Source organism: Sphingopyxis sp. USTB-05, from assembly GCF_023822045.1.
Classification (GTDB): domain Bacteria; phylum Pseudomonadota; class Alphaproteobacteria; order Sphingomonadales; family Sphingomonadaceae; genus Sphingopyxis.
The window spans coordinates 2,896,819-2,918,940 of record NZ_CP084712.1; the positions used below are offsets into that span (position 1 = coordinate 2,896,819).

Sequence of the window (22,122 nt, forward strand, 5' to 3'; positions counted from 1 at the left end):
CCATGACCCGCCTCGCCCTCATAGCCCTCCCCCTGCTCGCGCTCGCCGCGCCGCTGCCTGCTGCTGCGAACGACATGCGGGGCGCTGTTGCGACGCTCAACGATCCGGTCGCGCAGGACCGCATGGCCGATACGATCACGGCCATGGTGGGCGCTCTGATGCAGATGCAGGTCGGCCCGCTCGCCAAGGCGGTGGCGCAGATCGATCCCGAATCCGACGCCGCCTATATCCCGCCCGATGCCACGCTTGGCGAAGTGACCGGCCGCGATCCCGAATATGCCGAGCGCATGGGCGCCGACGTCCGCGCGAGCACGCGCATGGCAGGCCACGCCGCGTCGGCGCTCGCGGCCTATGCCCCGGTCCTCAAGGACATGGCGCGCGACCTTGCCGCGCAGTGGGAAAGAGAGCGCGAGGCATCGCGCCGCTAGCGTGTGATGACATCGAATGGACTCGTCATTGCGAGCGACGAAGCCGCGCGGCAATCCAGGACGTGCGCAAACCGCTCTGGATTGGTTGACCTTCGGTCGCCTGCGGCCCGCTCCGCTCGCAATGACGGAGTGGGTCAATACAAAGTCATCAGACTCTAACCTCCCCATCTTGGCCACCCCGGCGCAGGCCGGAATGACGACTAAACTGGTGACATGTTCCCATAGCCGTTGCGCGCGGCGCCTTGCTGCCGCTATGCCGGGGGTATGTGGCAACTCTATCAATTCCCGCTCTGTCCCTTTTCGCGCAAGGTTCGCCTTTTGCTGGGCGAAAAGGGCATTGGATATGAATTGGTGCGCGAATCGCCGTGGGAACGCCGCGACGAATTCATCGACCTGAACCCCGCCGGGCGCACTCCGGTAATGGTCGATCAGTCGCGCGGTCAGGTGCTGATGGACAGCATGGCGATCGCCGAATATTTCGAGGAAACGGTCGAGGGCAAGGCGATGATCAACGGCACGGCGGCAAACCGCGCCGAGATCCGCCGGCTGACGTCATGGTTCGATCATGACTTCTATTATGAAGTCACCGGCCCACTACTCTTCGAACGGATGCAGAAGCGTATCGTCCACCGCCAGCCGCCCGATGGCGGCGCGCTGCGCGAGGCGATGAAGGCCGCGAACAACCATCTCGACTATGTCGATTATCTGATCGATCACCGCACCTGGCTCGCAGGCGCGACGATGAGCTTGGCCGACCTGACCGCCGCCGCACATATCTCGGTCGCCGACTATCTGGGCGGGATCGACTGGACCGGGCATGAGCAGACTAAGGGCTGGTATTCGGGCCTGAAATCGCGGCCGAGCTTCCGCCCATTGCTCGCCGAACGGATGGAGATTGTGACGCCGCCGAAATATTATGAGGATGTGGATTTTTGACGCCGCGCTGAATGCCAAGCGTTCCGAAACATCGACATGAAGAAAGCTGGAGACCTGTGATGATAGGGGCATGGATCGCGATCATCATTGGTGTCGCCACCGCTTTGATCCTCGCATTTTACAGCGTATTTTCTTCAACCAAGGATCCCGAGGCCTGACGGGAACGCGTTCAGCAGTTCTTGTATTTCCAGTTCCGGTCCTTGCCTTCAGCCACCTGCGCAACGATTGTTTCGATCCGCTTGGCCCGCGTTTCCTCGCGCTTCGCCTCGATCACCCATTCGATATAGTCGCGCCGCTTGCCGGGCGAAAAGGCGTCCCAATGACCTTGCGCAGCGGCATTGACCTTCAGCGCCGCTCCCAGGTCGGCGGGCAGATCGAGCGCCGCCTTGGGCTTTGGTGCCGCGCGCTTGGGCCTGCCCTCGGCACACAGCGCAGCCGCCTTTCCTATATAATCCGCCATCTGCTTGTCGGATGGCAGGTCGGCGAGCGACGCCAACCGTCCCATGCTCCCCATCGCGCCGGTATCGCGCGGCGATCCAGTCACCTCCTCGTCGCGCCAGAAGCCAAAGGTCGCATGCTCCTTGAACGCCGCCATTCCTGCAAGATTCTGTCCGCCCAGCACGAAATGCGGCACGCCCCATTTCAGCGTCTCTTCGGCGTCCGGCGCATATTTGTGCACCAGTTCGCGCAAATGGGTCAGGATCGGCTGCGCAAAGGGCTGCGCCTTCGCGATATAGTCGTCGACGCGGGGGTCGCGGGTCAGCCCGGCCACCTTGCTGCAACCAGATAGTTGAGCGCCTCGCTGCCGCCGAGTTTGAAGCCTTTTGCCGCCGACGGCGACAGGCCGGTACGGTCGATAACTTCCAGCCCCGCGCCTTCGAGCAATTTCGTCAATTCCTCGGGCTTCAGAAACTGGTCCCAATCGTGCGTGCCGCGCGGCACCGCGCCGACACGCTCGGCCGCCTCGACGAGGAGCAGCTTCGACAACATCGTCCGGTTCGGGGTCGACAGGATCATCAGCCCACCGGGCGCAAGCCGCGCCGCCAGTTCACCGATGAAGGCCGCGGGATCGGTCACATGCTCGACAACCTCCATCGAGGTCACGAGATCGAAGGTCGCGGGCGGCAGCGCGGCCAGTTCACCGGCAAAATAGGTGATCGGCAGCCCCTGCCCAGCCGCATGATCGCGGGCGGCGGCAATATTTTCCGGCGCCGCATCGACGCCGGTAACCGTGGCGCCCATCCGTGCTAGCGGCTCGGCGAGCAGCCCGGCGCCGCAGCCGACATCGATCGCGCTCCGTCCTGCCAGCGCATGGCGCTCGCGCGCATCGACGTGCCAATGCGCGTCAATCTGTTCGCGGATATAGGCAAGGCGAACCGGATTGAGCTTATGCAGCATTGCCGAAGAACCGTGCGGATCCCACCAGTCGGCGGCAAGCGCACCAAAATGGGCGGCTTCATTCGGATTGATCGTCGCGGCGCTCATAAGGGTGCGATGTGGCACTCCGCCATCATCGGCGCAAGAAATTCTATCGTGCGCATAGGTTCTCACGCTTGCCATCGCCCTCCCCCTTCCGTAACGACGCGGGCGCCGCGGAAATGCTCGGAAAAGTTGCGGCGGAAACCAGATCAGGAAAGCGGGGCGAGATGGCGCGGATCGTGATGAAATTCGGGGGCACGTCGATGGCGGGCACCGAGCGGATTCGCACCGTGGCGAAACTCGTCGCGCGCGAAGTCGCCAATGGCAACGAAGTCGCCGTCGTCGTTTCCGCCATGGCGGGCGAGACCGACCGGCTCGTCAATTTCTGCCGCGAAGCCAATCCGCGCTATGACCCCGCCGAATATGACGTCGTCGTCGCGGCGGGCGAACAGATCACTTCGGGCCTGCTGGCGCTGACGCTGCAGGCGATGGGCACGCCCGCGCGCAGCTGGCTCGGTTGGCAGCTCCCGATCCGCACCGAAGAGGCGCATGCCCGCGCGCGCATCGCCGACATCGACACCGGCGCGCTCGCCGCCGCGATGGCAAAGGGCGAAGTCGCCGTGATCCCCGGCTTCCAGGGCATGATGGACGACGGCCGCGTCTCGACGCTTGGCCGCGGCGGTTCGGATACCAGCGCGGTCGCGGTCGCGGCAGCGCTGAAGGCCGATCGCTGCGACATCTATACCGACGTCGACGGCGTCTACACCACCGACCCACGCATCGTCGCGCGTGCGCGCAAGCTCGACTATGTCACCTATGAGGAAATGCTCGAACTCGCGAGTGTCGGCGCCAAGGTGCTCCAGACCCGTTCGGTCGGGCTCGCGATGAAGGAGGGCGTGCGCGTGCAGGTGCTCTCGAGCTTCGTCGAGGGCGACGAGGCTCCGAAAAAAGGCACGATGATCGTCAGCGACGAGGAAATAGAGGAACATCAGATGGAACGGCAGCTGATCACCGGCATCGCCCACGACAAGAATGAAGCGAAGATCATCGTTACCCGCGTGCCCGACAAGCCGGGCGCGGTCGCGAACATCTTCGGCCCGCTCGCCGCGGCCGGGATCAACGTCGACATGATCATCCAGAATGTCGGCCGCGAAAAGGGTGAGACCGACGTGACCTTTACCGTTCCGGCCACCGACCTGCTCCGCTCGATCGACCTGCTGGAAGCCGCGAAGGAAAAGATCGGCTTCAACCGCATCATCAGCGATGACAAGGTCGCAAAGATCAGCGTCGTCGGCGTCGGCATGAAGAGCCACGCAGGCGTCGCGAGCACGATGTTCCGCGCGCTCGCCGATCGCGGCATCAACATCCAGGCGATCTCGACCAGCGAGATCAAGGTCAGCGTGCTGATCGACGAGGATGAAACCGAACTCGCGGTGCGTGTGCTGCACACCGCCTATGGGCTGGACGCCGACTAGGCTTTATTCGGCCGCGAGCGGCTGCAGTTCGCCGCCCGCGCGGCGGCGCAGCCGTGCCTGCCCGATGAAGTGCACGACCGCGACGTGGACCGCGAAAAGGCCGAATTTCGACGCCAGCGGGAAAATCCCGATAAACAGCGGCCACCATGCGGTAAAGAACAGCGCGACGACGAGGTTCAGCCCCGCGCTCGCGAACATCAGCGCCGCCCAGAGCATCCCGAACCGGTCCATGACATCGCCGACGAGTTCTAGCTGTTCAGGCAATATATAGCGATTGAGCCAGCCGCGACGGAGCATCACCGACCCGACGATCAGGTAGACAATCGTCGGCTTGGCCATCACGAAGCGCGGATCGCCGGTAAAGAGGGTCGCGGCGGCGGTGAGCAATACCGACGCCAGGCTGATCCATTGCAGCGCCGCGACCTTCTTGCCGCGCGCCAATTCATAACCGACGACGCCAAGCGCAACGACGGTCCCGGCGATCGTCGCAGGGACGATCCCCGCGCCGGCAACGAGCAGCACCGCAAAAACGAGCACGCCGAGCGAGTCGAACAGCATCGGTCCGAGAGCGTAGAGCAAGGTTTTCATCCGCCTGTCCTTTCCGACTCAATGTTATCGACGTAAACATTGATCGCGGACGGGCGCGAGGTCAAGGATAAATTGACGCTGTTAACATGATATGCGGTGAAGCGCGCCTGGGCGGCGATCAGCTACGAAGCCGGACCTTCGCCGTCACCGACAGGCCCGGGCGCAGTTCGGCGAGCGCCGCCTGCCCCGGATCGAGCCGGATGCGCACCCCTACGCGCTGGACGATCTTGGTGAAATTGCCCGATCCGGGCTCAAACGGCAGCAAGGTGAACTCGCTGCCCGATCCCGGGGCGAGACTTTCGACCGTGCCGCGCAGCGTTTCGCCCAGCGCATCGACATAGACATCGGCCTTTTGCCCCGGGCGCATCTCGCGCGTTTGCGTTTCCTTGAAATTGGCGACGACATAGATCGAGCGCACCGGCACGACCGAAAGCAGCCGCGATCCCGGCTGGACATAGTCGCCGACCTGGATGCGCCGGTTGCCGACGACGCCGTCGATCGGCGCTGCGACGAGCGTATGTCCGCGATCGAGCTTCGCCAGTGCGAGCGCGGCGCGCGCCTTCGCCGCCTCGGCTTCGGCCGCCCTGACCTGCGCCGACAGGATCGGCCCCTTGGCGCGCGTCACCGCCGCCGCCTCGACACTCGCGCCCAGATCGGCGCGCGAGCGCTGTGCTGCCGACGCCGCGCCGACCGCGGTCGCCGACACCTGCTCGGCATCGCGCTTCGTCACGAAGCCGTCGACGAGCAGCGCATTGTAACGCCGCCGGTCCTCGGCCGCGCGCGCAAATTCGGCATCGGCGGCGGCGATCTGCGTATTCACCGAACGGATCTGCGCCGCCGCAAGCTTCTGCTCGGCGCCCAGCGAGGCGAGCGTCGCGCGCGCCGTCGCGACCTGTGCATCGGCATCGGCGACCGCGGCCTCGGCCGCCATCAACCGCGAGTCATAATCGCGCACGTCGATGCGGACGAGCGGATCGCCCGCCTTCACCGCCTGATTGTCCTTCACCAGCACCGCGGTAACCAGCCCGCCGACGCGCGGCGCCACCTCGCTGGCGTCCGCCTGCAGATAGGCGTTGTCGGTCGACTCCGCGCTGCGCGGCGACAATATCCACCATGTACCGAGCGCGGCGATGACGAGCGCAACAAGCCCGACCTTCCACGCCTTTTTCGGCAGCGCGATCCCGCGGCGCCCGATTTCCTTGGCCGGCGCTTCGGCCTCGATCGTCATCGGCGCGTTCATGGCTGGATCACCAACAGGGTCGATGTCGCCGTCGCAAGGATACGCCCTGCCTCGTCGGTGATCTTCGCCTCGGTATAGGCGACCCGGCGGCCGATCGAGATCACCCGCCCCTCGGCGCGCACCTTGCCGGTCTTTTCGGTCATGGCCTTCAGATAGGAGGTCTTGAGCTCGAGCGTCGTCATCGACTGCCCCTCCTCAAGCTTGGTCACGACCGCGATCCCGCATGCGGAATCGAGCAAGGTCGCTGCATAACCGCCGTGGACAGTCCCCTGCGGATTATAATGTTCGGGGCCCGGCACGCCTTCGAACGCCGCCCAGCCATCGCCGGCATCGACCAGCTGAAAACCCAGCGTATGCCCGATCGGTGGGCGGCCGCCCGATGCAATCAGTCCCTGCACCCGCGCGAGCGTCATTGTGCGACCTCCAGCCCATAGCGTGCCACGATGCTGGCGTGGGTATCGGCGAGCATCGCGTCGGAAAGCGCCGGATCGCCAACCGCCCGCGCGAGCGCGACACCGCCAACGAGCTGCGCAAGCAGCGCGTGCGATTCGGCCCGCGCGTCCGCAAAGCCCAGCTTCGCGAGCGGTCCGGCCAGCCGGCTCGCAATCCCCTCGACCCCGGCGCCGAAACGATTGCGCGTCGCGGGCTGCGACCGTGCGAAATCGCCCGACAGCGTCGGCAGCGGGCAGCCCCGGTCGCGCCCGTCGCGATGCGCGGGCGACAGGTAGAAATCGATATAGGCACGCAGGACGCCGCGCGGTTCGCCGTCATGGTCGATCCGGTCGCTGCGCACGCGCGCATCGGCGAACATCGTACCGATCGCCTCCTTCACCAGCGCGTCCTTCGACGGAAAATGGGCATAGAAGCCGCCATGGGTCAGCCCCGCGCGCGCCATGATTCCCGCCACGGCGACATTGTCCGGTCCCTTCGCGCGAATCTCCTTCGCCGCCTCTTTCAGCACCCGTTCGCGGGTCTCTGCCTTGTGCTCGGTTGAATAGCGCACTTGCGTCTCCTTTTATATGACGCATATAATATAAAGACGACAGGACACAAGACCCATGGCCTCCATCCCGCTTTCTCCCGCCGCCGGCGCCGCTTCGGACGACGCACCGTTCAACCCGGCGGCGATGCCCGACGCACGGAAATATCTGATCTTTGCCGTGATGGCGTTCGGCCAGTTCATGGCGCTGATCGACATCCAGATCGTCGCTGCTTCCCTGAACGAGGTGCAGGCGGGGCTCAGCGCCGGACCCGACGAAATAAGCTGGGTACAGACTGCCTATCTGATGGCCGAACTGGTGATGATCCCCTTCTCTGCCTTCCTCGCGCAGGCGCTCTCGACGCGCTGGCTGTTCGCGGCGTCGGCGGGGCTGTTCACGATCGCAAGCATACTGTGCGGCCTCGCGTGGAGCATCGAATCGATGATCCTTTTCCGCGCCGTGCAGGGCTTTGTCGGCGGCGCGATGATCCCGACCGTCTTCGCGACGGGATATATGCTGTTCGAGGGCAAGCAGCGCGCAATGATCCCCGCGATCCTCGGCATGGTGTCGGTGCTGGCCCCGACGCTTGGCCCGACGGTCGGCGGCTGGATCACCGATGCGATGGGCTGGCGCTGGGTCTTTTTCATCAACGTCCTGCCCGGCGCGATGGTGACGCTCGCGATCCTGGCGCTCGTCCGCATCGACAAGCCGAACCTGCCGATGCTGCGCCGTATCGACTGGGTGCATCTCGCCTCGATGGCGGTGTTCCTCGCGGGACTGGAGTTCGTGCTGGAGGAGGGACCGAAGCACGACTGGTTCAGCGAGCCCGAAATCGCGATCGGCGCCTGGATGTCATTCGTCGCCTTTGGCCTCTTCCTCGAACGCTCCTTCCGTTCGGACGGGCCGATCGTCAGGCTCACGCCATTCCGCAAACCGACCTTTGTCTTCGCCTGCGTCTTCAATCTCGTGATCGGCTTCGGCCTCTATGCCAGCACCTATCTCGTTCCGATCTTCCTCGGCCGCGTGCAGGGCTATAACGCCTCCGAAATCGGGACGACGGTCTTCGTTTCGGGCCTCGCCCAACTCCTCGGCGTCCCGATCGCCGCGGCATTGTCGCAAAAGGTCGACCAGCGCATCGTCATCACCTTCGGGCTCAGCCTCTTCGCGCTCGGCCTCTGGATGTTCAGCTTCATGACCCCCGAATGGGGTTTCGCCGCACTCTTCTGGCCCCAGGTCGTGCGCAGCTTCGCGATCATGCTGTGCATCGTGCCCTCGGTCGGCCTTGCGCTGGGCAATTTCGAGGGGCCCGAACTCCGCTACGCCTCGGGCCTGTTCAACCTGATGCGCAACCTTGGCGGCGCGATCGGCATCGCGCTCGTCAACACCTGGCTCAGCGACAATCTGCGCATCCATATGCTGCGCCTGTCGGAAGCATTGGGCCGCTCGGCCGACGCCGCGAACGAAGCCGCGGCGGGGCTGGCGCAGCATATTGGCCGTTATGTGTCCGACCCCGCGCTCGCGCAGCAGATGGCAGAGGGCACGCTCGGCCGCATCGTCGGCCGCGAGGCGCTGACGCTGGCTTTCGACGACGTCTTTCGCCTGATGGCATATCTGTTCCTGGCGGCGCTGGTGATGGTCCCCTTTTGCAAGCCGCCCCCGATCGGCGGCCCCGCGCCGAAGGACGCGCATTAGCCGAAAAAATCGGGAAGTTCATCGAAAACAACTGGTTGCAAACAAGCGTTTGCGCTGCAAAACCGCGCATCGAATGCCGGGGGCCTCGGGACCAGCCCAATACCAAACAGAGGATAAAATGCGAATAGAAGGCAATTATGCGGACGATGGTTATGCGACAATCAGGGGCCTGATCCCTCCAGAGGTTGCCACGAATCTCTTCAAGCAATTGCAGATGGACCTTCAGGGTGCGGGAAAATCTTTCGACACCTTTGCCAAGTCGCACCAGCTGTCGAAGCAGCGGACGGTCGATATCTCGGGCCATTTCTACCGCCCGCTGACCACCTTCCTCTGGGGTCTTACGCCGATCGTCAGCGAACTGACCGGGGCCGACCTGCTGCCAAGCTACGACTATTTTCGTATCTATCAGAAGGACGATATCTGCCGCGTCCATTCGGACCGCCCTTCGTGCGAGCACAGCGTCTCACTCACGCTTGCCTATAGCGACGATGTGCCGTGGCCGCTCGAAGTCGGCTCCGTGCCGGTCGAAGGCGAAGGCCCGTGCGTCGATGATTTCGGCGACGAGCCCTATACCGCGGTGGCGATGCAGCCCGGCGACGCGGTGCTATACCGCGGCATCGACCTGCGCCACGGCCGGACGATGCCCAACCCCAACCGATGGTCCGCACACCTCTTCCTGTTCTGGGTCGAGCGCAACGGCGATTTCGCGCAACATGCCTTCGACGAACAGCGCCTGAAGTCGGAACTGCAGCGGGTCGGCAATCTGCAACCCCGCGCAGACCCGATCACGGCCAGAGCCTGATCAGGGTCCGGTAGCGACCGGAAGCGGACACTCCACCCAATCTAAACCGTTCGCATCGAGCGCAGTCGAGATGCCCATTGGGCTGGGCGTTTCGTCGATGGGTGTCTCGACTTCGCTCGACACGAACGGAGAAAGGGCGGAGCTCAAAGCGACCGGTTGCAGACCTCCCCATCATCGTCACCCTCGAACGCGACACGTGGCTCGTTCGACTTGATCCGGGGTCCCGCTTGAAGTCGAAGCCAGTGGGCGCCTCAAAGAAGCGGGATCCCGGGTCAAGCCCGGGATGACGGAGGGGGGCGACAAAACGACCGCTCACCACCCCCCAGCAGCCACACCGCCCTGTCCGCGCCGCGAATAATCAGTAGGGGCTTGGTTTCCCATTTCCGAAACACCATCTGAACGACATGGGGCCCGCGCAGCCGCCCGAACGCCCGTTTCCGCCAAAAGCGCAGCGGGTTACGCAGGGAAGGTTCGGCTTAGGTTCATCTCGGCGCGCCAATCTGCGCCGCAGGGGATATGGGGCCTGGGAACGCGATTGATAATGAAGACGACAGCCCGCCTCCTCATCCCCCTCTCCGCGATGCTCGCGCTCGCCGCGCCCGCGCTTGCGCAGGATGACGGCAGCCTCGCCCAGTCGGGCCATCCGCCGGAGCGCACCTCGGTGCTCTATACCTATGGCGACGAACCCTGCCCCGAACCGCAGGGCGACGAGATTGTGGTCTGCGCGCAGCAGCCCGAAACCGAACGCTACCGCGTCCCCAAGGAACTGCGCGAGGAGCTCAAGGAAGATGTTCCCGTCGGCGGCGGCAGTTGGGCCTCGGCGGTCGAGGGTTATGACAATGTCGCTCGCGCTACGCGCCCGAACAGTTGCTCGCCCGTCGGTTCCTACGGCTTCACCGGCTGCGCCGCCGCCGCGATGCGTCAGTGGTTCGAGGCGCGCCGCGCGCCCTGACTTTCGACTCGTCGCAAATACCCCGCACGGGGTATGACCCCCGTCTACATCGCTGATATCGGGCCGCTCAGAGGGACTTGATTGTGTGGGGCAATCGAAAACCGGGCGCGGTCACACCCGTGGCGCTGGCGTTCGGCTGGGGGATATCGGCGGCTAGCGACCCGCCGTCGGTATCCTTTCCAGGCCGCCGCGGCATCCGCCCCGTCTCAACGCATCAGCCGGTTCACCAATGCCGTCAGTTCGGCCTCGCGGCCGACATCGCTCTTGCGCAGGATTGATTTGATCTGCGTGCCCAGCGTCAGCGCGCTCGTCCCGCGCCCTGCAGCGATTTCCTCGCGCGCTTCACCATTCGCCAGCCGCAGCGCGATCTCGGCCTCGGCCGCCGTCAGTCCCAGCGCATCGCGCAGCGGCGCCGTCCGCATTGCCGGGATATCGGCCGCACGGCGCGCCACGACCAGCACGCGCGGGTCGAAACCGAAATCCCATTGGCGCCGGGGCAGGCGGAACAATTCGCACAATATACCCGGCGCGCCGTTGCGCGGGGACGCGATCCAATATTGCTGCATCGCCCCCTCGGCTCCGGCGCCGTTCAACGCACGGGCAAGCGCCGTCTGCAGCACCGGATCGGCATCGCGTCGCCCCGCGCCCAGCCGCCCGCGGCGCAGGCAGAGTGCGCCATCCGCGCGCTCGCCGACGATCGCTTCGGCCGCCGCCGACAACGCCGCAACCGTGCCATGCCGGTCGATCAGAAAGGCCGCGACGCCGATCGCATCGAACGCGCCGACGGTCATCGCGGTGCCGCGCTGCGCCATCGCCTGCTGCATCCGCACCGCCGCAAGCGCATAGGTCGCGCCCGCCGCGAACAGCTTGCGGTCGCGCCCTGCCGTCCGGCCATCGCGCTCCGAACGAAGCGCCGCCAGCCCGACCATCAGCCCCTCGCCCTCGACCAGCACCGTCTGGCATCCGTGAACGCCGTCCCACTTGCGCACATGCTCTTCATAATCGTCGGTGCCGCTGTGTTGCCGGACGATATCGTAATGCGCCTCGCTCAGCACCTCCATCGGTCGCCCGCCAGCGGCGACACGCCAGTTCACCTCGGGCCGCCATCCTTCGATTTCCATGAATTCGCGCTGATAGGCGGGGTCGATGTCGGGCATGAAGTTGAACAGCGTCGCGTCGTCGCCCAGCCCCAGCAATTGCGCACGCGACGACCCTGTCCGCCGCGCGAACAGGCGCAGCGCCGCGTTCCAGCCGTCGTCCTCGAACGGCGCCGCCAGAAAGGCGTTTTCGATCTCGCCCGCCTCGCGAACGAACAGACTATCCATCGACGTCGGCCCCCCAGCCTTCGTACGCAGCTTCTGCTGATGATGCTGCGTTGCAGCATGAAATTGCAGGCAGCACAAGCGACTTGCGACGATATGTTTGTCGGTGCCCGCGGCGAAACGCTGTGTTTCGCCGCCGCTTATTGACGCCGTCCGGTGGCTTCGCATAGCTTCGCGCCTTCCCCAACAGGAGACTGTCCCATGCGTCGCATCCTCCCCTATGCCGCTCTCGCTTTCGCCGCCGTTGTCGCAACCCCGATCGTCCTCGCGCAGGGCGGTTCGGCCCCCGGCGCCCCCGACAAATCGCGCGTCACCGCCGGCACCTACGCCGCCGATCCGCTCCACACGATGGTCGTATGGGAAGTCGATCACCTCGGCTTCAGCAAATATACCGGCATCTTCGGCGACGTGTCCGGCACGCTCGTCATCGATCCCAAGAATCCCGCCGCGGCCAAGGTCGACGTCATCATCCCCGTGTCGAAGGTCACGACCGCCAACGCCGGCCTGACCAGCCACCTGCTGCGCCCCGGCAAGGACGGCGGCAAGCCCGACTTCTTTGGCGCCGCCCCCGCCGACGCCAAATTCGTCTCGACCAGCGTCGTCCTAGACGACGACGGCGACGAAGCGAAGGTTACCGGCAATTTGACGCTGAACGGCGTGACCAAGCCCGTCACTCTCGACGTCGATTTCCACGGCGCGGGCGTCGGCATGAACAAGAAGGAAACTGTCGGCTTCCAGGCCGAAACCACGATCAAGCGCAGCGATTTCGGCATCAACATGGGCATTCCCTACGTCAGCGACGCCGTCGAACTCGAAATCCACGCCGCTTTCGAAAAGCAGTAAGCGCACCCAATCTGTCACAAGCGCCGGTTACAAACGGGGCGGAGCCAACATTGGCCCCGCCCCTTTTCGTACAGGAGCCGTGTGATGAGCGAACTGGTACGCGAAATTGTCGAAGTGAACGCCTCGATCGACGGCGACGAGGAAAATCCGCTGCTGATCGTCGAGGTCGAGGGCCTCGCCTCCACCGCGGGCTGGACCAACGTCCGGCTCGAACCGCATGTCACGATCACCCCGCCCGAAGACGGCGTGCAGGATTTCGACCTTGTCGGCGACCGCCCCGCCGATGCCGCCGAGGTGCTCAGCGAAGTCGAGGCCGCATGGGAAGGCTCGCTCGAGGACTGGTGCATCGGCGTCCGCGTCCACGCCATCGACAATCTGATCGAGGACGAAATTTTCGAACCCTGGGATGAGGACGACGAGAGCGAAGCCGCCTGACGCTCGCTTTCCTACGATCCCCTGCACTGCGCCGGGCCGCAAGGCCGTCTTTGATCAGCAAGGCGGCCCGGCGACATTTTTCGGTTCATCGAAGGGCCAGCATGCCCGGCGTAGCCTTCCTTGCATTCAAGGGAGGATCACCATGCACCGCAGCCTGCTTCTCGCGTTTGCCCTCGCCGCCACCCCCGCGCTGGCGCAAGCCAATCCGCAGATCGACTATCCCGGATTCCAGGCGCTCACCGCCAGCGTCGCCCCCGAACGCGCGACGCGCCTCATCGCCTTCGATGCCTTCAAGGCGGAGGCCGCCAAACCCGGCACCCTCCTGCTCGACGCGCGCTCGAAGGACGCCTTCGCGCGCGGCCATATCAAGGGCGCGGTCAATCTGCCGCTCACCGACTTCACCGCCGAAAGCCTCGCCGCGGTGGTGGGCGCCAACCCCGGCCGCCCCATCCTCATCTATTGCAACAATAATTTCTCGAACCACCGCAGCCCCGTGCCGCTGAAATCGGCACCGCTCGCGCTCAACATCCAGACCTTCATCAACCTTGTCGGCTATGGCTATCCGAACATCCTCGAACTCGCCGACGTCGTCGATTTCAACGATCCCAAGGTGGAGTGGGTGACGGGGAATAAGATCTGGCTCCCCGGCTCTTTTTGACCTCTCCGCCTCGCGATCGGGCGATGATCGCTTTTGAAAAACAGCCGTTCCCCGGCGAAGGCCGGGGCCCAGAGCGGCCGCTTGTTTTGTACGCCTTGCGTCCGGCTTTCGCCGGGGGAACACGAGCGGCAAGAAACGACCGGGAGCGGACACTCCACCCAATCTAAACCGTTCGCATCGAGCGCAGTCGAGATGCCCATCGGGCTGGGCGTTTCGTCGATGGGTGTCTCGACTTCGCTCGACACGAACGGAGAAAGGGCGGAGCTCAAAGCGACCGGTTGCAGACCTCCCCATCATCGTCACCCTCGAACGCGACACGTGGCTCGTTCGACTTGATCCGGGGTCCCGCTATTTCGTGAAGCGTGCCGATGCCGTAAAAAAGCGGGATCCCGGGTCAAGCCCGGGATGACGGAAGTGGGGGACGGGATGTCCGCTTCCCACCCCAAAACAGACATCGCCTCCAAAAAGGTCTTTCCTACATTATCCGGCCGTGCCAGCCTTCATCCGGCTCTTTCATTCGGTGAACAAAAAGCTGGTCGCTGCCTGGCTTGCGGGTACGACCACGATCGGACGTGCCGCGCACATCCGGCACTCCGCGACTTGCAAATCGGGGCGCTCATAGGGCTGAACTTTCCTGAACTTTGGAATATCGCGCGGCCACAAAGGCCACATTTTTAAATGCGCGCATGCAGGGCTTTTGTGGCTTTAAGCCCAAAGAAAGACCCGCCCCCAGGCCCATGTCCCCGGGGGCGGGTCGCGACCCGTCGTCCGTTGGCCGCCTCCGGCCCCGCGGCATGATTGCGGGACCGGGGCGCCGGATCAGGCGAGGTCGAAACGGTCGGCGTTCATCACCTTGGTCCACGCCTTTACGAAGTCCTTGACGAATTTCTCCTCATGGCCCTTCTCGGCATAGACTTCGGCGACTGCGCGGAGTTCCGCGTTCGAGCCGAAGATCAGGTCGGCGCGTGTCGCGCGCCACGTCTCGCCCCCGCTCGCGCGGTCGGTCGCGACATATTCCTGGTCGTCCGAGCCTTCGACGGACTTCCACACATTGGTCATGTCGAGCAGGTTGACGAAATAATCGTTCGTCAACTGGCCCGAACGTTTTGTGAAATGCCCGTGCCCGCGCTCGCCGTGATTGGCGCCGAGGACGCGCAGCCCCCCGATCAGCACCGTCATTTCGGGCACCGACAGGCCGAGCAGCGAGGCGCGGTCGAGCATCATTTCCTCGATCTTCACCGCGAGCTTCTTCTTGCCGACATAGTTGCGGAAGGCGTCAGCCTCGGGCTCCATCACCGCGAAGCTGTCGGCGTCGGTCTGCTCCGCCGACGCATCGCCGCGGCCGCCGTTGAAGGGCACCGAAACGCCGAAACCCGCATCCTTGATCGCCTTTTCGAGCCCGACGACACCGCCAAGCACGATCGCGTCGGCCATCGACAGGCTGCCGCGCAGGCCGTCGAGCGTGCCGAGCACCTTCGCGAGTTCGGCAGGTTCGTTGACTTCCCAGTCCTTTTGCGGCGCAAGGCGCACACGCGCACCATTGGCCCCGCCGCGGAAGTCGGATTTGCGATAGGTACTCGCCGAGGCCCAGGCCGTCTTGATCAACTGGCTGACGGTCAGGCCGCTGGCCGTGATCTTGTCCTTTACCGCCTTGACGTCGGCGTCCGACGGCTTCGAGCCGGCGGGGATCGGGTCCTGCCAGATCAGATCTTCGGCCGGGACTTCGGGGCCGAGATAGCGAATCTTCGGCCCCATATCGCGGTGGGTCAGCTTGAACCATGCCCGCGCGAAGGCATCCCGAAACGCCTCATGATCGTCGCGGAACTTCTCGCTGATCTTGCGGTATGCCGGATCGCGCTTCAGCGCCATGTCGGCGGTGGTCATCATCGTCGGGACCTTCAGGTTCGGATCCCAGGCCGCGGGGGCCATATCCTCTTCCTTCTGGTCGATCGGCTGCCACTGGTTGGCCCCCGCCGGCGACTTCACCAGCTCATAATCATAATCGAACAGCAGGCGGAAGAAATTGTCGGTCCATTTGTCCGGCGTATTCGTCCACGCGCCTTCGAGGCCGCTGGTGACCGTATGCTCTCCGATGCCGCCGCTTTCATGCCCGCTGACCCAGCCAAAGCCCTGCGCAGCGAGGTCGCCGCCCGCGGGAGCGTTGCCGAGCAGCGACGCATCGCCATTGCCGTGCGCCTTGCCGAACGTATGGCCGCCCGCGGTGAGCGCGACTGTTTCCTCGTCGTTCATCGCCATGCGCGCGAAGGTTTCCTTCATGTCGCGCGCCATGCCTTCATCATCGTGCGAATTGCCCTGGGGCCCCTCCGGATTGACGTAGATCAGGCCCATCTGGATCGCGGCGAGCGGCCCTTCGATCGCATGGAAGCCATGTTCGGGGGCGATGCGCGTCTGCACGCCCTGGTTGACCCATTTGTCTTCGCTGCCCCAATAAATGTCGCGTTCCGGCTCGAACACGTCGGCGCGGCCGCCGCCGAAACCGAAGACCGGTCCGCCCATGCTTTCGATCGCGACATTGCCTGCGAGGATAAACAGGTCGGCCCAACTGATCTTGTTGCCGTATTTCTGCTTGATCGGCCACAGCAGGCGGCGCGCCTTGTCGAGGTTTCCGTTGTCGGGCCAACTGTCGAGCGGCGCGAAGCGCTGTTGCCCGCTATTGGCGCCGCCGCGCCCATCGGCGGTGCGATAGGTGCCGGCGGCGTGCCATGCCATGCGGATGAAAAAAGGCCCGTAGTGACCATAGTCCGCCGGCCACCAGGGCTGGCTGTCGGTCATCAGCGCGGTCAAATCATCCTTCAGCCCCTGATAGTCGATCGACTTGAAGGCGGCCGCATAATCGAAGTCATCGCCCAAGGGATTCGACGAGCCGTTCGGGTTCAGTATCTCGGTCGCCAGCATCTCGGGCCACCAATCCTTGTTGGTGCGACCAAGCAGCGCGCGTGCGCCTCCCGGCTGATGGACCGGGCAACCGCCCGCTGGATCGATGGGGGTGGGGTCGTTCATGCAGTCTCTCCTTTTATGGTTTCTTGGAAAGCGTGGCGCAGGCCGATGACCGGCGCATGACGAGTGGGCGACCTGGGGGTCACCATATGGCTTTCGGTGCGGGCATGGCGCGAGTCGATGCCGTTATCCTTTCGCTCTGACCCGGCAACGATAGGCCCCGTCCGCCCATCGACCTAAACGAATAAGGTGAATTCAGTGATTGAGTGGTCCGATCATAGACGCAGCTTTCCTCCACGCTCCAGCGCGTCCATCGCACAACGGCCACGCCTCGGCGAAAGCACGACGAGTTGCGGAACATCGGCCGCAGCGGTCGGTTTTTCGGATGCCGCATGATTATGTTTTGCGCGGCAAAAGGAGATGGAAAGTGGCTAACACCCCCAACCAGCAGAATGAGAAGAAGCCGCAGTCGGATCGTCACCGCCAGCAGCAACAGCAGCAGGGCGGCGAGAACCGCCAGCCCGGCAGCGAACAGCGTCCCGATCAGGGCCGCCAGAACCCGCAGCAGCGCTGACACCGTCAGCCTGCAAGAGAAAGGGCCGCCCTCGCGGGCGGCCCTTTTCTTTTGTCCAGAATATGAAGGTCAGAAGCTGAACTTCACCGTCCCGCCCCAAGTGCGCTCGTCGCCCACCTGACCGGCGATCAGGCCGGTGTTGCCGGGCGCGACCTGCAGCAATTCGATATAATCGATATCGAAGGCGTTGCGGACCCACCCAAAAACATCGAGGCCCTCGCCGCGGAAACCGACGCGGAAGTTGGTAAGCGCATAGCCCTTTACATTGGTATAGATCGACGGCGACGCGTTCGAATTCCAATGCGAGCGGTAATTGCCGTCGACGCCCAGATAAATCTGCCCTTCCTTCGCCAGCAACGTCACCGGAACATTGGTTTCGGCGCCGTAGGAAAAGGCCCATTTCGACACGCCGGGCAGGCGCTGGCCAGAGATGTCGCACTGCCGCGGGCTCAGCGCGCCGGGAACCCCCGGCTGCGAATAGTTTGGCGTCGCATTTGCCGGCTGAAGCGTTCCGCCCGACAGTTCGGGCGGGCACGGCGCGTTGGTGAACTTCTTGTACTTGGCGTCGGTATAGGCGCCATTGGCATAAGCGGTGAAGCGATCGCTCGCGACGATCTTGAGGTCCGCTTCGATGCCCTGCGTCCGAACCTTGTCGGCGTTGGCGAGATAGCCGCGCACCGTGCCGAACTGCCCGCCGTTCACCGTAGCCTGGAAATCCTTGATTTCGGTGCGATACGCCGAGAGGTTGAACGTCGCGCGCCGGTCCAGGAACTGCGTCTTGAGGCCGATTTCGAAATGGTCGATCGATTCAGGCTTCACCGTGCTCGCATCATAATTGACCGTGTTGTCGGCATTCAGCGGCAGGCCATTCTGGTTGATGCCCAGCGTCTTGAAGCTCTTGGCATAGGTCGCATAGGCCAGAATATCGGGCGCGACCTTGTAGTTCACGTTGAAATCATAGGTGAAGTTCCACGCGCTGTCCGACGGCGCGCTTTCCTGCGGCTGATAGACGCCGCACTGCGCCGCCAATATTGCGGGAAGGCTGGTGCCTGGTGCCGGGGTGCAATTGATCACCTGCCCCGCGCCGTTCGTCACGACGCGCCGGTAAAAACCCGATTTCTTGTCATAATTGACGCGCGCGCCCGGCTGGATCGTCAGGGCGTCGGTCACCTTCCAGCTAAGCTGGCCGAACAGCGCGGCGCTGGTGCTCTTGAGATATTGCGTATTGGTGGCGGTCAGGCCGTTGAGGACGGCGGGATTATCCGCCAATGCGCCGGTCAGGCTCCATTTGCTGGCATCGGCGCCCTGCTGCTCGGTCCCCTGCGTGTCGATCCGCTGCTTGAAGCCGAACAGGCCGACGACGAAATCGACCTTGTCGCCCTCGTAATTGTAGCGGAATTCCTGGCTATATTGGTCCTGCTGCGACGGGTTCTGCGATTTCGAGACGATCGAGAGGCCGGTGAAGTCGCGGTCATTCTCGGGCTTCCAGTCCCAGAAGCGCCAGGCGCTGATCGACGTCAAGGAACCGGGGCCGACGTCCCATTTAACGCGCACCGAAGCGCCGCCGATCTTGTTACCGGCGTTCAGGCTGGCATCCAGGTCGGTCAGGCGGTCATAGGGATTGGTGCTTGGCACGGCATAGTTGCGCCCCGGATTGGCGGCATTCACCGCCGCAACCAGCGCGTCATACTGACGGGCGAGCGCGCGCTGCGTCCGGCCCACGCGGACATAGGTCGTGCCGTAACCTTCGGGGTCCTGTTTGCTATAGTCGCCCGCGAGCGTGATGCTGAGATCTTCGTTGGGCTGGAACAGCAACTGGCCGCGCAGACCCAGATTGTCCTGCTCGTTGATCCAGCGATCGCTGACCGTGTTATAAAGCGTGCCACGTCGGCTGGTAGCCGCGATGGCGATGCGCGCTGCAATCTTGTCCGTCAGCGGGCCGGAAATTGCCGCCTTCGCCTGACGATAATTGAGATTGCCGACGCTCACTTCCGCCCTGCCCTCGAAATCGAAGGTCGGCTGGTTCGTCGTAATGTTGATTGCGCCGGCGGTCGTATTCTTGCCGTACAGCGTGCCCTGTGGCCCGCGCAGAACTTCGACCTGCGCGACATCGAGGAAGTCGAAAGTCGCGGCGGCAACGCGCGAATTGTAAACATCGTCGACATAGATGCCGACGCCCTGCTCGAAACCGTCGCTGGTCAGACCGAACGGCACGCCGAGGCCGCGAATATTGACCGAGGTGTTGCGGGGGTTCGAGGTGTAGACCTGCAGCGTCGGGGCGAGCTGCTGGAGCTTCACGACGTTGAAATTGCCTGTCGCCTCGATCGAATCGCCGCGGATCACCGAGATGGCGACCGGTACTTCCTGCGCGGTTTCCTGACGGCGGCGGGCGGTGACGATGATGATGTCGCCGCGGCTGGCCTGATCGTCGGTATCAACGGCGGCATCGGCAGCGGTCGCAGCGGCGGCAGCGGCTTCGTCGGCGGCGGTTTCAGCGGCCGAAGCGGGCGTCGCGCCGCACGCGAGCAAAAAGGACAGTGTAAGCGAGGAGGCCTGCACGCGGCGGCGGACCGAAGGATATTTCGCAGTCATGGGTCAATTCCTGTTGCAATAGAAATCACCACATCCGGCGGTCCGGTCTGCGGCAAGTGGGACATAAGTCCCTTTGGGAGCTCAAAATTCAGTTGGGGTAGCGGTGCCGCTCGGTCACATCGACCTGCACAAGACGCCCCTCGTGCACGGTCAGCTGGATCGCACCGAACTTCAGCTTGTCGAGTGCTTCGAGCACAGTCTGAATGGCGCGCGGCACCTCTTCGGAGCCGCCTTTGGCGACTTCGTTGATAGCGCTCATGATAATTCCTTTCCCTCGTGGATTCGCCGGACAAGCATATGCCAAGTGATTTAGTAGACAATGATTGATTTGCTTTCTGCGCCGAAAGGTTGGGTTGTCGCGCCCAACGGACCGCGCCGAACGGAATCACACGTGCGACGGGCCGACTGGCCGAGCGACGCTAGGGATTGCGCGCGAGTCCCAGTGCTGGCAAAGGCTGGCTCAATGAGCAAAATTAACGATCTGATGGCCCGCGGAACCGAGCTTCTCGGCAGCGACTATGCCATTCTCTGCGGTGCGATGAGCTGGGTTTCCGAACGCCATCTGGTCAGCGCGATCAGCAATGCCGGCGGTTTCGGCGTGATTGCGTGCGGCGCGATGACCCCGGAGCTTCTCGACACCGAAATCGCGGCGACAAAAGCGCTCGCAAAACGCAATTTCGGCGTGAACCTGATCACGATGCACCCGCAGTTGTTCGAATTGATCGAGGTGTGCGCGAAGCATGCTGTCGGTCATGTCGTGCTCGCGGGCGGGCTTCCGCCCAAGGGCAGCCTGGAGGCGATCAAGGCATCGGGCGCCAAGGTCATCTGCTTCGCCCCGACGCTGGCGCTGGCGAAAAAGCTGGTTCGTTCGGGCGTAGACGCGCTGGTGATCGAAGGGATGGAGGCCGGCGGCCATATCGGTCCGGTGTCGACGAGCGTCCTGGCGCAGGAAATCCTGCCCACGCTCGCGGACGAGGTCCCGGTGTTCGTCGCAGGCGGTATCGGTCGCGGCGAGGCAATCGCCGCCTATCTGGAAATGGGCGCGTCGGGCGTGCAACTCGGCACGCGCTTCGTCTGCGCGACCGAAAGCATCGCCCACCCCAATTTCAAAAAAGCCTTTCTACGTGCATCGGCGCGCGAAGCGATCGCGAGCGTCCAGATCGACCCGCGCCTGCCCGTGATCCCGGTTCGCGCGCTCAAAAATGCGGGCACGGAGGCTTTCACTGCGAAACAGCGCGAAGTCGCGAACAAGCTCGACAAGGGCGAAGTCGACATGATGGAAGCGCAGCTCGAAATCGAACATTATTGGGCAGGCGCACTACGCCGCGCAGTGATCGACGGCGACATCGAAAATGGTTCGTTAATGGCAGGGCAATCTGTCGGTATGGTATCGGAAGAGGAGAGCGCGGCAGCAATCGTCGCATCTCTGGTGCAACAGGCCGAAGCGGCGTTGCACGCTCGGGGTTGATCCCGCATATTTATGCGGATGGGGAGTGGGTCATGAATTTGTCGCGTAAAATCATCGTAGCCGGTTTGCTTGCGAGCCTTGCGGCCTGTGCGCCGAAGGCCCCGCCGCCCCCGCCTCCGCCGCCTCCGCCGCCGGTTGCGGTGGTCATCCCGCCGCGGCCGCTACCGCCGGGCAACGCGTCGCTGACCCAGATTCTGCCCGCTCGCGGTCTTGACGGCCGTTTTGTCACCGCAAACAGCGGCGTGACCGGCGACAAGGCCTTCTGGCAGCTTAAGATCGGTCTCAATGTGGCCGCCATCGGCTGCCGCGGGCTTGAAGAAACGACGCTCGTCTCCGCGTACAACAACATCATCAAGACGCACGGCAAGGTGATCAAATCCACCGAGAAATCGGTGATCACCCAACTTGGCAAAGAGAATAAGAACAATGGCATCGCGCCGCGCGATCGCCTGTCGACGCAGTTGTTCAACTATTTCGCGCAGCCGCCGGCGCAGCGCGGTTTCTGCACGCGCGCCAACGAAATCGCGCAGATCGTCTCGTCGACGCCGACCGCGCAGCTCGTCGAACAAGCTCCCGCGCATCTCGCCCGGCTCGATGAGCCGTTCAACGACTTCTATCAGGCCTATGCCCAATATCAGGTCGACGCCGTTGCGTGGGACGCCAAATATGCGCCTAAGCCGGTGATTATGAATACTCCCGCCACGCCGATCGCAACACCTGCACAACCGGGAACGTCGCCATCCGGCATCTGACCTGAACG

22 protein-coding genes are annotated in these 22,122 nt (G+C 63.8%); 12 read left to right on the plus strand and 10 right to left on the minus strand.

Annotation, left to right across the window (positions count from 1 at the left end):
* Window positions 1-2 precede the first annotated feature (2 nt).
* Both KEC45_RS13400 and KEC45_RS13405 read left to right on the plus strand, forming a co-directional pair.
* Window positions 3-428 (plus strand): hypothetical protein, encoded by a 426-nt coding sequence (locus tag KEC45_RS13400; protein WP_062178323.1) that lies wholly within the window; start codon window positions 3-5, stop codon window positions 426-428.
* Window positions 429-692: 264 nt separating this feature from the next.
* Window positions 693-1,364, plus strand: coding sequence for a glutathione S-transferase family protein (locus KEC45_RS13405; protein ID WP_062178320.1), 672 nt, complete (start codon window positions 693-695; stop codon window positions 1,362-1,364).
* A gap of 169 nt (window positions 1,365-1,533) precedes the next feature.
* Here the strand turns inward: KEC45_RS13405 and KEC45_RS13410 are convergent, their stop codons facing one another.
* Together KEC45_RS13410 and ubiG are read right to left on the minus strand one after the other, a co-directional pair.
* Window positions 1,534-2,136 (minus strand): YdeI family protein, encoded by a 603-nt coding sequence (locus KEC45_RS13410; RefSeq protein ID WP_238586576.1) that lies wholly within the window; start codon window positions 2,134-2,136, stop codon window positions 1,534-1,536.
* Entirely contained in the window at window positions 2,124-2,849 is a 726-nt protein-coding gene (gene ubiG / locus KEC45_RS13415) for a bifunctional 2-polyprenyl-6-hydroxyphenol methylase/3-demethylubiquinol 3-O-methyltransferase UbiG (RefSeq protein ID WP_062178317.1), read from the minus strand. Before ubiG ends, KEC45_RS13410 begins: the two co-directional genes overlap by 13 nt.
* Before the next feature lie 161 nt (window positions 2,850-3,010).
* On the opposite strand from ubiG, the gene KEC45_RS13420 reads away from it, so the two are divergent.
* Window positions 3,011-4,258: an aspartate kinase gene (locus KEC45_RS13420; protein ID WP_062178313.1), complete on the plus strand. Its 1,248-nt coding sequence runs from the start codon at window positions 3,011-3,013 to the stop codon at window positions 4,256-4,258.
* Window positions 4,259-4,261: 3 nt separating this feature from the next.
* On the opposite strand, the gene KEC45_RS13425 is transcribed toward KEC45_RS13420, so the two are convergent.
* From KEC45_RS13425 to KEC45_RS13440, 4 genes are all read right to left on the minus strand, one after another.
* The gene (locus KEC45_RS13425; protein WP_062178310.1) at window positions 4,262-4,846 is read right to left on the minus strand and encodes an inner membrane-spanning protein YciB; all 585 of its coding nucleotides are present in this window, start codon (window positions 4,844-4,846) and stop codon (window positions 4,262-4,264) included.
* A 118-nt stretch (window positions 4,847-4,964) separates the two neighbouring features.
* On the minus strand, window positions 4,965-6,086 hold the full coding sequence (locus KEC45_RS13430; RefSeq protein WP_062178308.1) for an HlyD family secretion protein: 1,122 nt from the start codon (window positions 6,084-6,086) through the stop codon (window positions 4,965-4,967).
* On the minus strand, window positions 6,083-6,499 hold the full coding sequence (locus KEC45_RS13435; RefSeq protein ID WP_062178304.1) for a PaaI family thioesterase: 417 nt from the start codon (window positions 6,497-6,499) through the stop codon (window positions 6,083-6,085). Before KEC45_RS13435 ends, KEC45_RS13430 begins: the two co-directional genes overlap by 4 nt.
* The gene (locus tag KEC45_RS13440) at window positions 6,496-7,089 is read right to left on the minus strand and encodes a TetR/AcrR family transcriptional regulator (RefSeq protein WP_062178301.1); all 594 of its coding nucleotides are present in this window, start codon (window positions 7,087-7,089) and stop codon (window positions 6,496-6,498) included. The genes KEC45_RS13435 and KEC45_RS13440 overlap by 4 nt, the downstream gene beginning before the upstream one ends.
* Window positions 7,090-7,144: 55 nt before the next feature.
* Here KEC45_RS13440 and KEC45_RS13445 point away from each other — a divergent pair, with 55 nt between their 5' ends.
* The 3 genes from KEC45_RS13445 (at window position 7,145) to KEC45_RS13455 (ending at window position 10,512) form a co-directional block, all read left to right on the plus strand.
* Window positions 7,145-8,758, plus strand: coding sequence for a DHA2 family efflux MFS transporter permease subunit (locus tag KEC45_RS13445; protein WP_062178298.1), 1,614 nt, complete (start codon window positions 7,145-7,147; stop codon window positions 8,756-8,758).
* A 118-nt stretch (window positions 8,759-8,876) separates the two neighbouring features.
* Complete coding sequence (locus KEC45_RS13450) at window positions 8,877-9,560, plus strand: hypothetical protein (protein ID WP_062178295.1); 684 nt, start codon at window positions 8,877-8,879, stop codon at window positions 9,558-9,560.
* Between the two features lie 541 nt (window positions 9,561-10,101).
* Window positions 10,102-10,512, plus strand: coding sequence for a hypothetical protein (locus KEC45_RS13455; RefSeq protein WP_062178292.1), 411 nt, complete (start codon window positions 10,102-10,104; stop codon window positions 10,510-10,512).
* A 206-nt stretch (window positions 10,513-10,718) separates the two neighbouring features.
* Here KEC45_RS13455 and KEC45_RS13460 read toward each other — a convergent pair whose 3' ends face one another.
* Window positions 10,719-11,837, minus strand: a complete 1,119-nt coding sequence (locus tag KEC45_RS13460; RefSeq protein WP_252171106.1) for a helix-turn-helix transcriptional regulator — start codon at window positions 11,835-11,837, stop codon at window positions 10,719-10,721.
* A 198-nt stretch (window positions 11,838-12,035) separates the two neighbouring features.
* On the opposite strand from KEC45_RS13460, the gene KEC45_RS13465 reads away from it, so the two are divergent.
* The 3 genes from KEC45_RS13465 (at window position 12,036) to KEC45_RS13475 (ending at window position 13,770) form a co-directional block, all read left to right on the plus strand.
* On the plus strand, window positions 12,036-12,677 hold the full coding sequence (locus KEC45_RS13465) for a YceI family protein (RefSeq protein WP_062178286.1): 642 nt from the start codon (window positions 12,036-12,038) through the stop codon (window positions 12,675-12,677).
* 84 nt (window positions 12,678-12,761) lie between these two features.
* The gene (locus tag KEC45_RS13470; RefSeq protein ID WP_062178283.1) at window positions 12,762-13,112 is read left to right on the plus strand and encodes a hypothetical protein; all 351 of its coding nucleotides are present in this window, start codon (window positions 12,762-12,764) and stop codon (window positions 13,110-13,112) included.
* 142 nt (window positions 13,113-13,254) lie between these two features.
* Window positions 13,255-13,770: a rhodanese-like domain-containing protein gene (locus KEC45_RS13475; protein WP_062178280.1), complete on the plus strand. Its 516-nt coding sequence runs from the start codon at window positions 13,255-13,257 to the stop codon at window positions 13,768-13,770.
* 819 nt (window positions 13,771-14,589) lie between these two features.
* Here the strand turns inward: KEC45_RS13475 and katG are convergent.
* On the minus strand, window positions 14,590-16,791 hold the full coding sequence (gene katG / locus KEC45_RS13480; RefSeq protein WP_062178277.1) for a catalase/peroxidase HPI: 2,202 nt from the start codon (window positions 16,789-16,791) through the stop codon (window positions 14,590-14,592).
* A gap of 364 nt (window positions 16,792-17,155) precedes the next feature.
* Here katG and KEC45_RS13485 point away from each other — a divergent pair, with 364 nt between their 5' ends.
* Window positions 17,156-17,302, plus strand: coding sequence for a hypothetical protein (locus KEC45_RS13485; RefSeq protein ID WP_193749110.1), 147 nt, complete (start codon window positions 17,156-17,158; stop codon window positions 17,300-17,302).
* Between the two features lie 69 nt (window positions 17,303-17,371).
* Here the strand turns inward: KEC45_RS13485 and KEC45_RS13490 are convergent, their stop codons facing one another.
* Together KEC45_RS13490 and KEC45_RS13495 are read right to left on the minus strand one after the other, a co-directional pair.
* Entirely contained in the window at window positions 17,372-19,894 is a 2,523-nt protein-coding gene (locus KEC45_RS13490) for a TonB-dependent receptor (protein WP_083435687.1), read from the minus strand.
* A gap of 88 nt (window positions 19,895-19,982) precedes the next feature.
* A complete protein-coding gene (locus KEC45_RS13495) occupies window positions 19,983-20,153 on the minus strand; it encodes a YezD family protein (protein ID WP_082521326.1) in 171 nt (56 codons plus the stop codon).
* Window positions 20,154-20,357: 204 nt separating this feature from the next.
* Between KEC45_RS13495 and KEC45_RS13500 the strand changes: the two genes are divergently transcribed.
* Both KEC45_RS13500 and KEC45_RS13505 read left to right on the plus strand, forming a co-directional pair.
* The gene (locus KEC45_RS13500) at window positions 20,358-21,362 is read left to right on the plus strand and encodes a nitronate monooxygenase family protein (RefSeq protein WP_252171107.1); all 1,005 of its coding nucleotides are present in this window, start codon (window positions 20,358-20,360) and stop codon (window positions 21,360-21,362) included.
* Between the two features lie 32 nt (window positions 21,363-21,394).
* Complete coding sequence (locus KEC45_RS13505) at window positions 21,395-22,114, plus strand: hypothetical protein (protein WP_062178272.1); 720 nt, start codon at window positions 21,395-21,397, stop codon at window positions 22,112-22,114.
* Window positions 22,115-22,122: the final 8 nt, after the last annotated feature.

What these genes read in the sequence shown, in the direction of transcription:
- KEC45_RS13405 (WP_062178320.1), top strand. Translation starts at nt 693, where the DNA reads ATGTGGCAACTCTATCAATTCCCGCTCTGTCCCTTTTCGCGCAAGGTT.
- KEC45_RS13490 (WP_083435687.1), bottom strand. Translation starts at nt 19,894, where the DNA reads ATGACTGCGAAATATCCTTCGGTCCGCCGCCGCGTGCAGGCCTCCTCG.
- KEC45_RS13455 (WP_062178292.1), top strand. Translation starts at nt 10,102, where the DNA reads ATGAAGACGACAGCCCGCCTCCTCATCCCCCTCTCCGCGATGCTCGCG.
- KEC45_RS13450 (WP_062178295.1), top strand. Translation starts at nt 8,877, where the DNA reads ATGCGAATAGAAGGCAATTATGCGGACGATGGTTATGCGACAATCAGG.
- KEC45_RS13430 (WP_062178308.1), bottom strand. Translation starts at nt 6,086, where the DNA reads ATGAACGCGCCGATGACGATCGAGGCCGAAGCGCCGGCCAAGGAAATC.
- KEC45_RS13475 (WP_062178280.1), top strand. Translation starts at nt 13,255, where the DNA reads ATGCACCGCAGCCTGCTTCTCGCGTTTGCCCTCGCCGCCACCCCCGCG.
- KEC45_RS13505 (WP_062178272.1), top strand. Translation starts at nt 21,395, where the DNA reads ATGAATTTGTCGCGTAAAATCATCGTAGCCGGTTTGCTTGCGAGCCTT.
- ubiG (WP_062178317.1), bottom strand. Translation starts at nt 2,849, where the DNA reads ATGAGCGCCGCGACGATCAATCCGAATGAAGCCGCCCATTTTGGTGCG.
- KEC45_RS13495 (WP_082521326.1), bottom strand. Translation starts at nt 20,153, where the DNA reads ATGAGCGCTATCAACGAAGTCGCCAAAGGCGGCTCCGAAGAGGTGCCG.
- KEC45_RS13435 (WP_062178304.1), bottom strand. Translation starts at nt 6,499, where the DNA reads ATGACGCTCGCGCGGGTGCAGGGACTGATTGCATCGGGCGGCCGCCCA.
- KEC45_RS13470 (WP_062178283.1), top strand. Translation starts at nt 12,762, where the DNA reads ATGAGCGAACTGGTACGCGAAATTGTCGAAGTGAACGCCTCGATCGAC.
- KEC45_RS13445 (WP_062178298.1), top strand. Translation starts at nt 7,145, where the DNA reads ATGGCCTCCATCCCGCTTTCTCCCGCCGCCGGCGCCGCTTCGGACGAC.
- KEC45_RS13465 (WP_062178286.1), top strand. Translation starts at nt 12,036, where the DNA reads ATGCGTCGCATCCTCCCCTATGCCGCTCTCGCTTTCGCCGCCGTTGTC.
- KEC45_RS13460 (WP_252171106.1), bottom strand. Translation starts at nt 11,837, where the DNA reads ATGGATAGTCTGTTCGTTCGCGAGGCGGGCGAGATCGAAAACGCCTTT.
- KEC45_RS13420 (WP_062178313.1), top strand. Translation starts at nt 3,011, where the DNA reads ATGGCGCGGATCGTGATGAAATTCGGGGGCACGTCGATGGCGGGCACC.
- KEC45_RS13425 (WP_062178310.1), bottom strand. Translation starts at nt 4,846, where the DNA reads ATGAAAACCTTGCTCTACGCTCTCGGACCGATGCTGTTCGACTCGCTC.
- KEC45_RS13500 (WP_252171107.1), top strand. Translation starts at nt 20,358, where the DNA reads ATGAGCAAAATTAACGATCTGATGGCCCGCGGAACCGAGCTTCTCGGC.
- KEC45_RS13400 (WP_062178323.1), top strand. Translation starts at nt 3, where the DNA reads ATGACCCGCCTCGCCCTCATAGCCCTCCCCCTGCTCGCGCTCGCCGCG.
- katG (WP_062178277.1), bottom strand. Translation starts at nt 16,791, where the DNA reads ATGAACGACCCCACCCCCATCGATCCAGCGGGCGGTTGCCCGGTCCAT.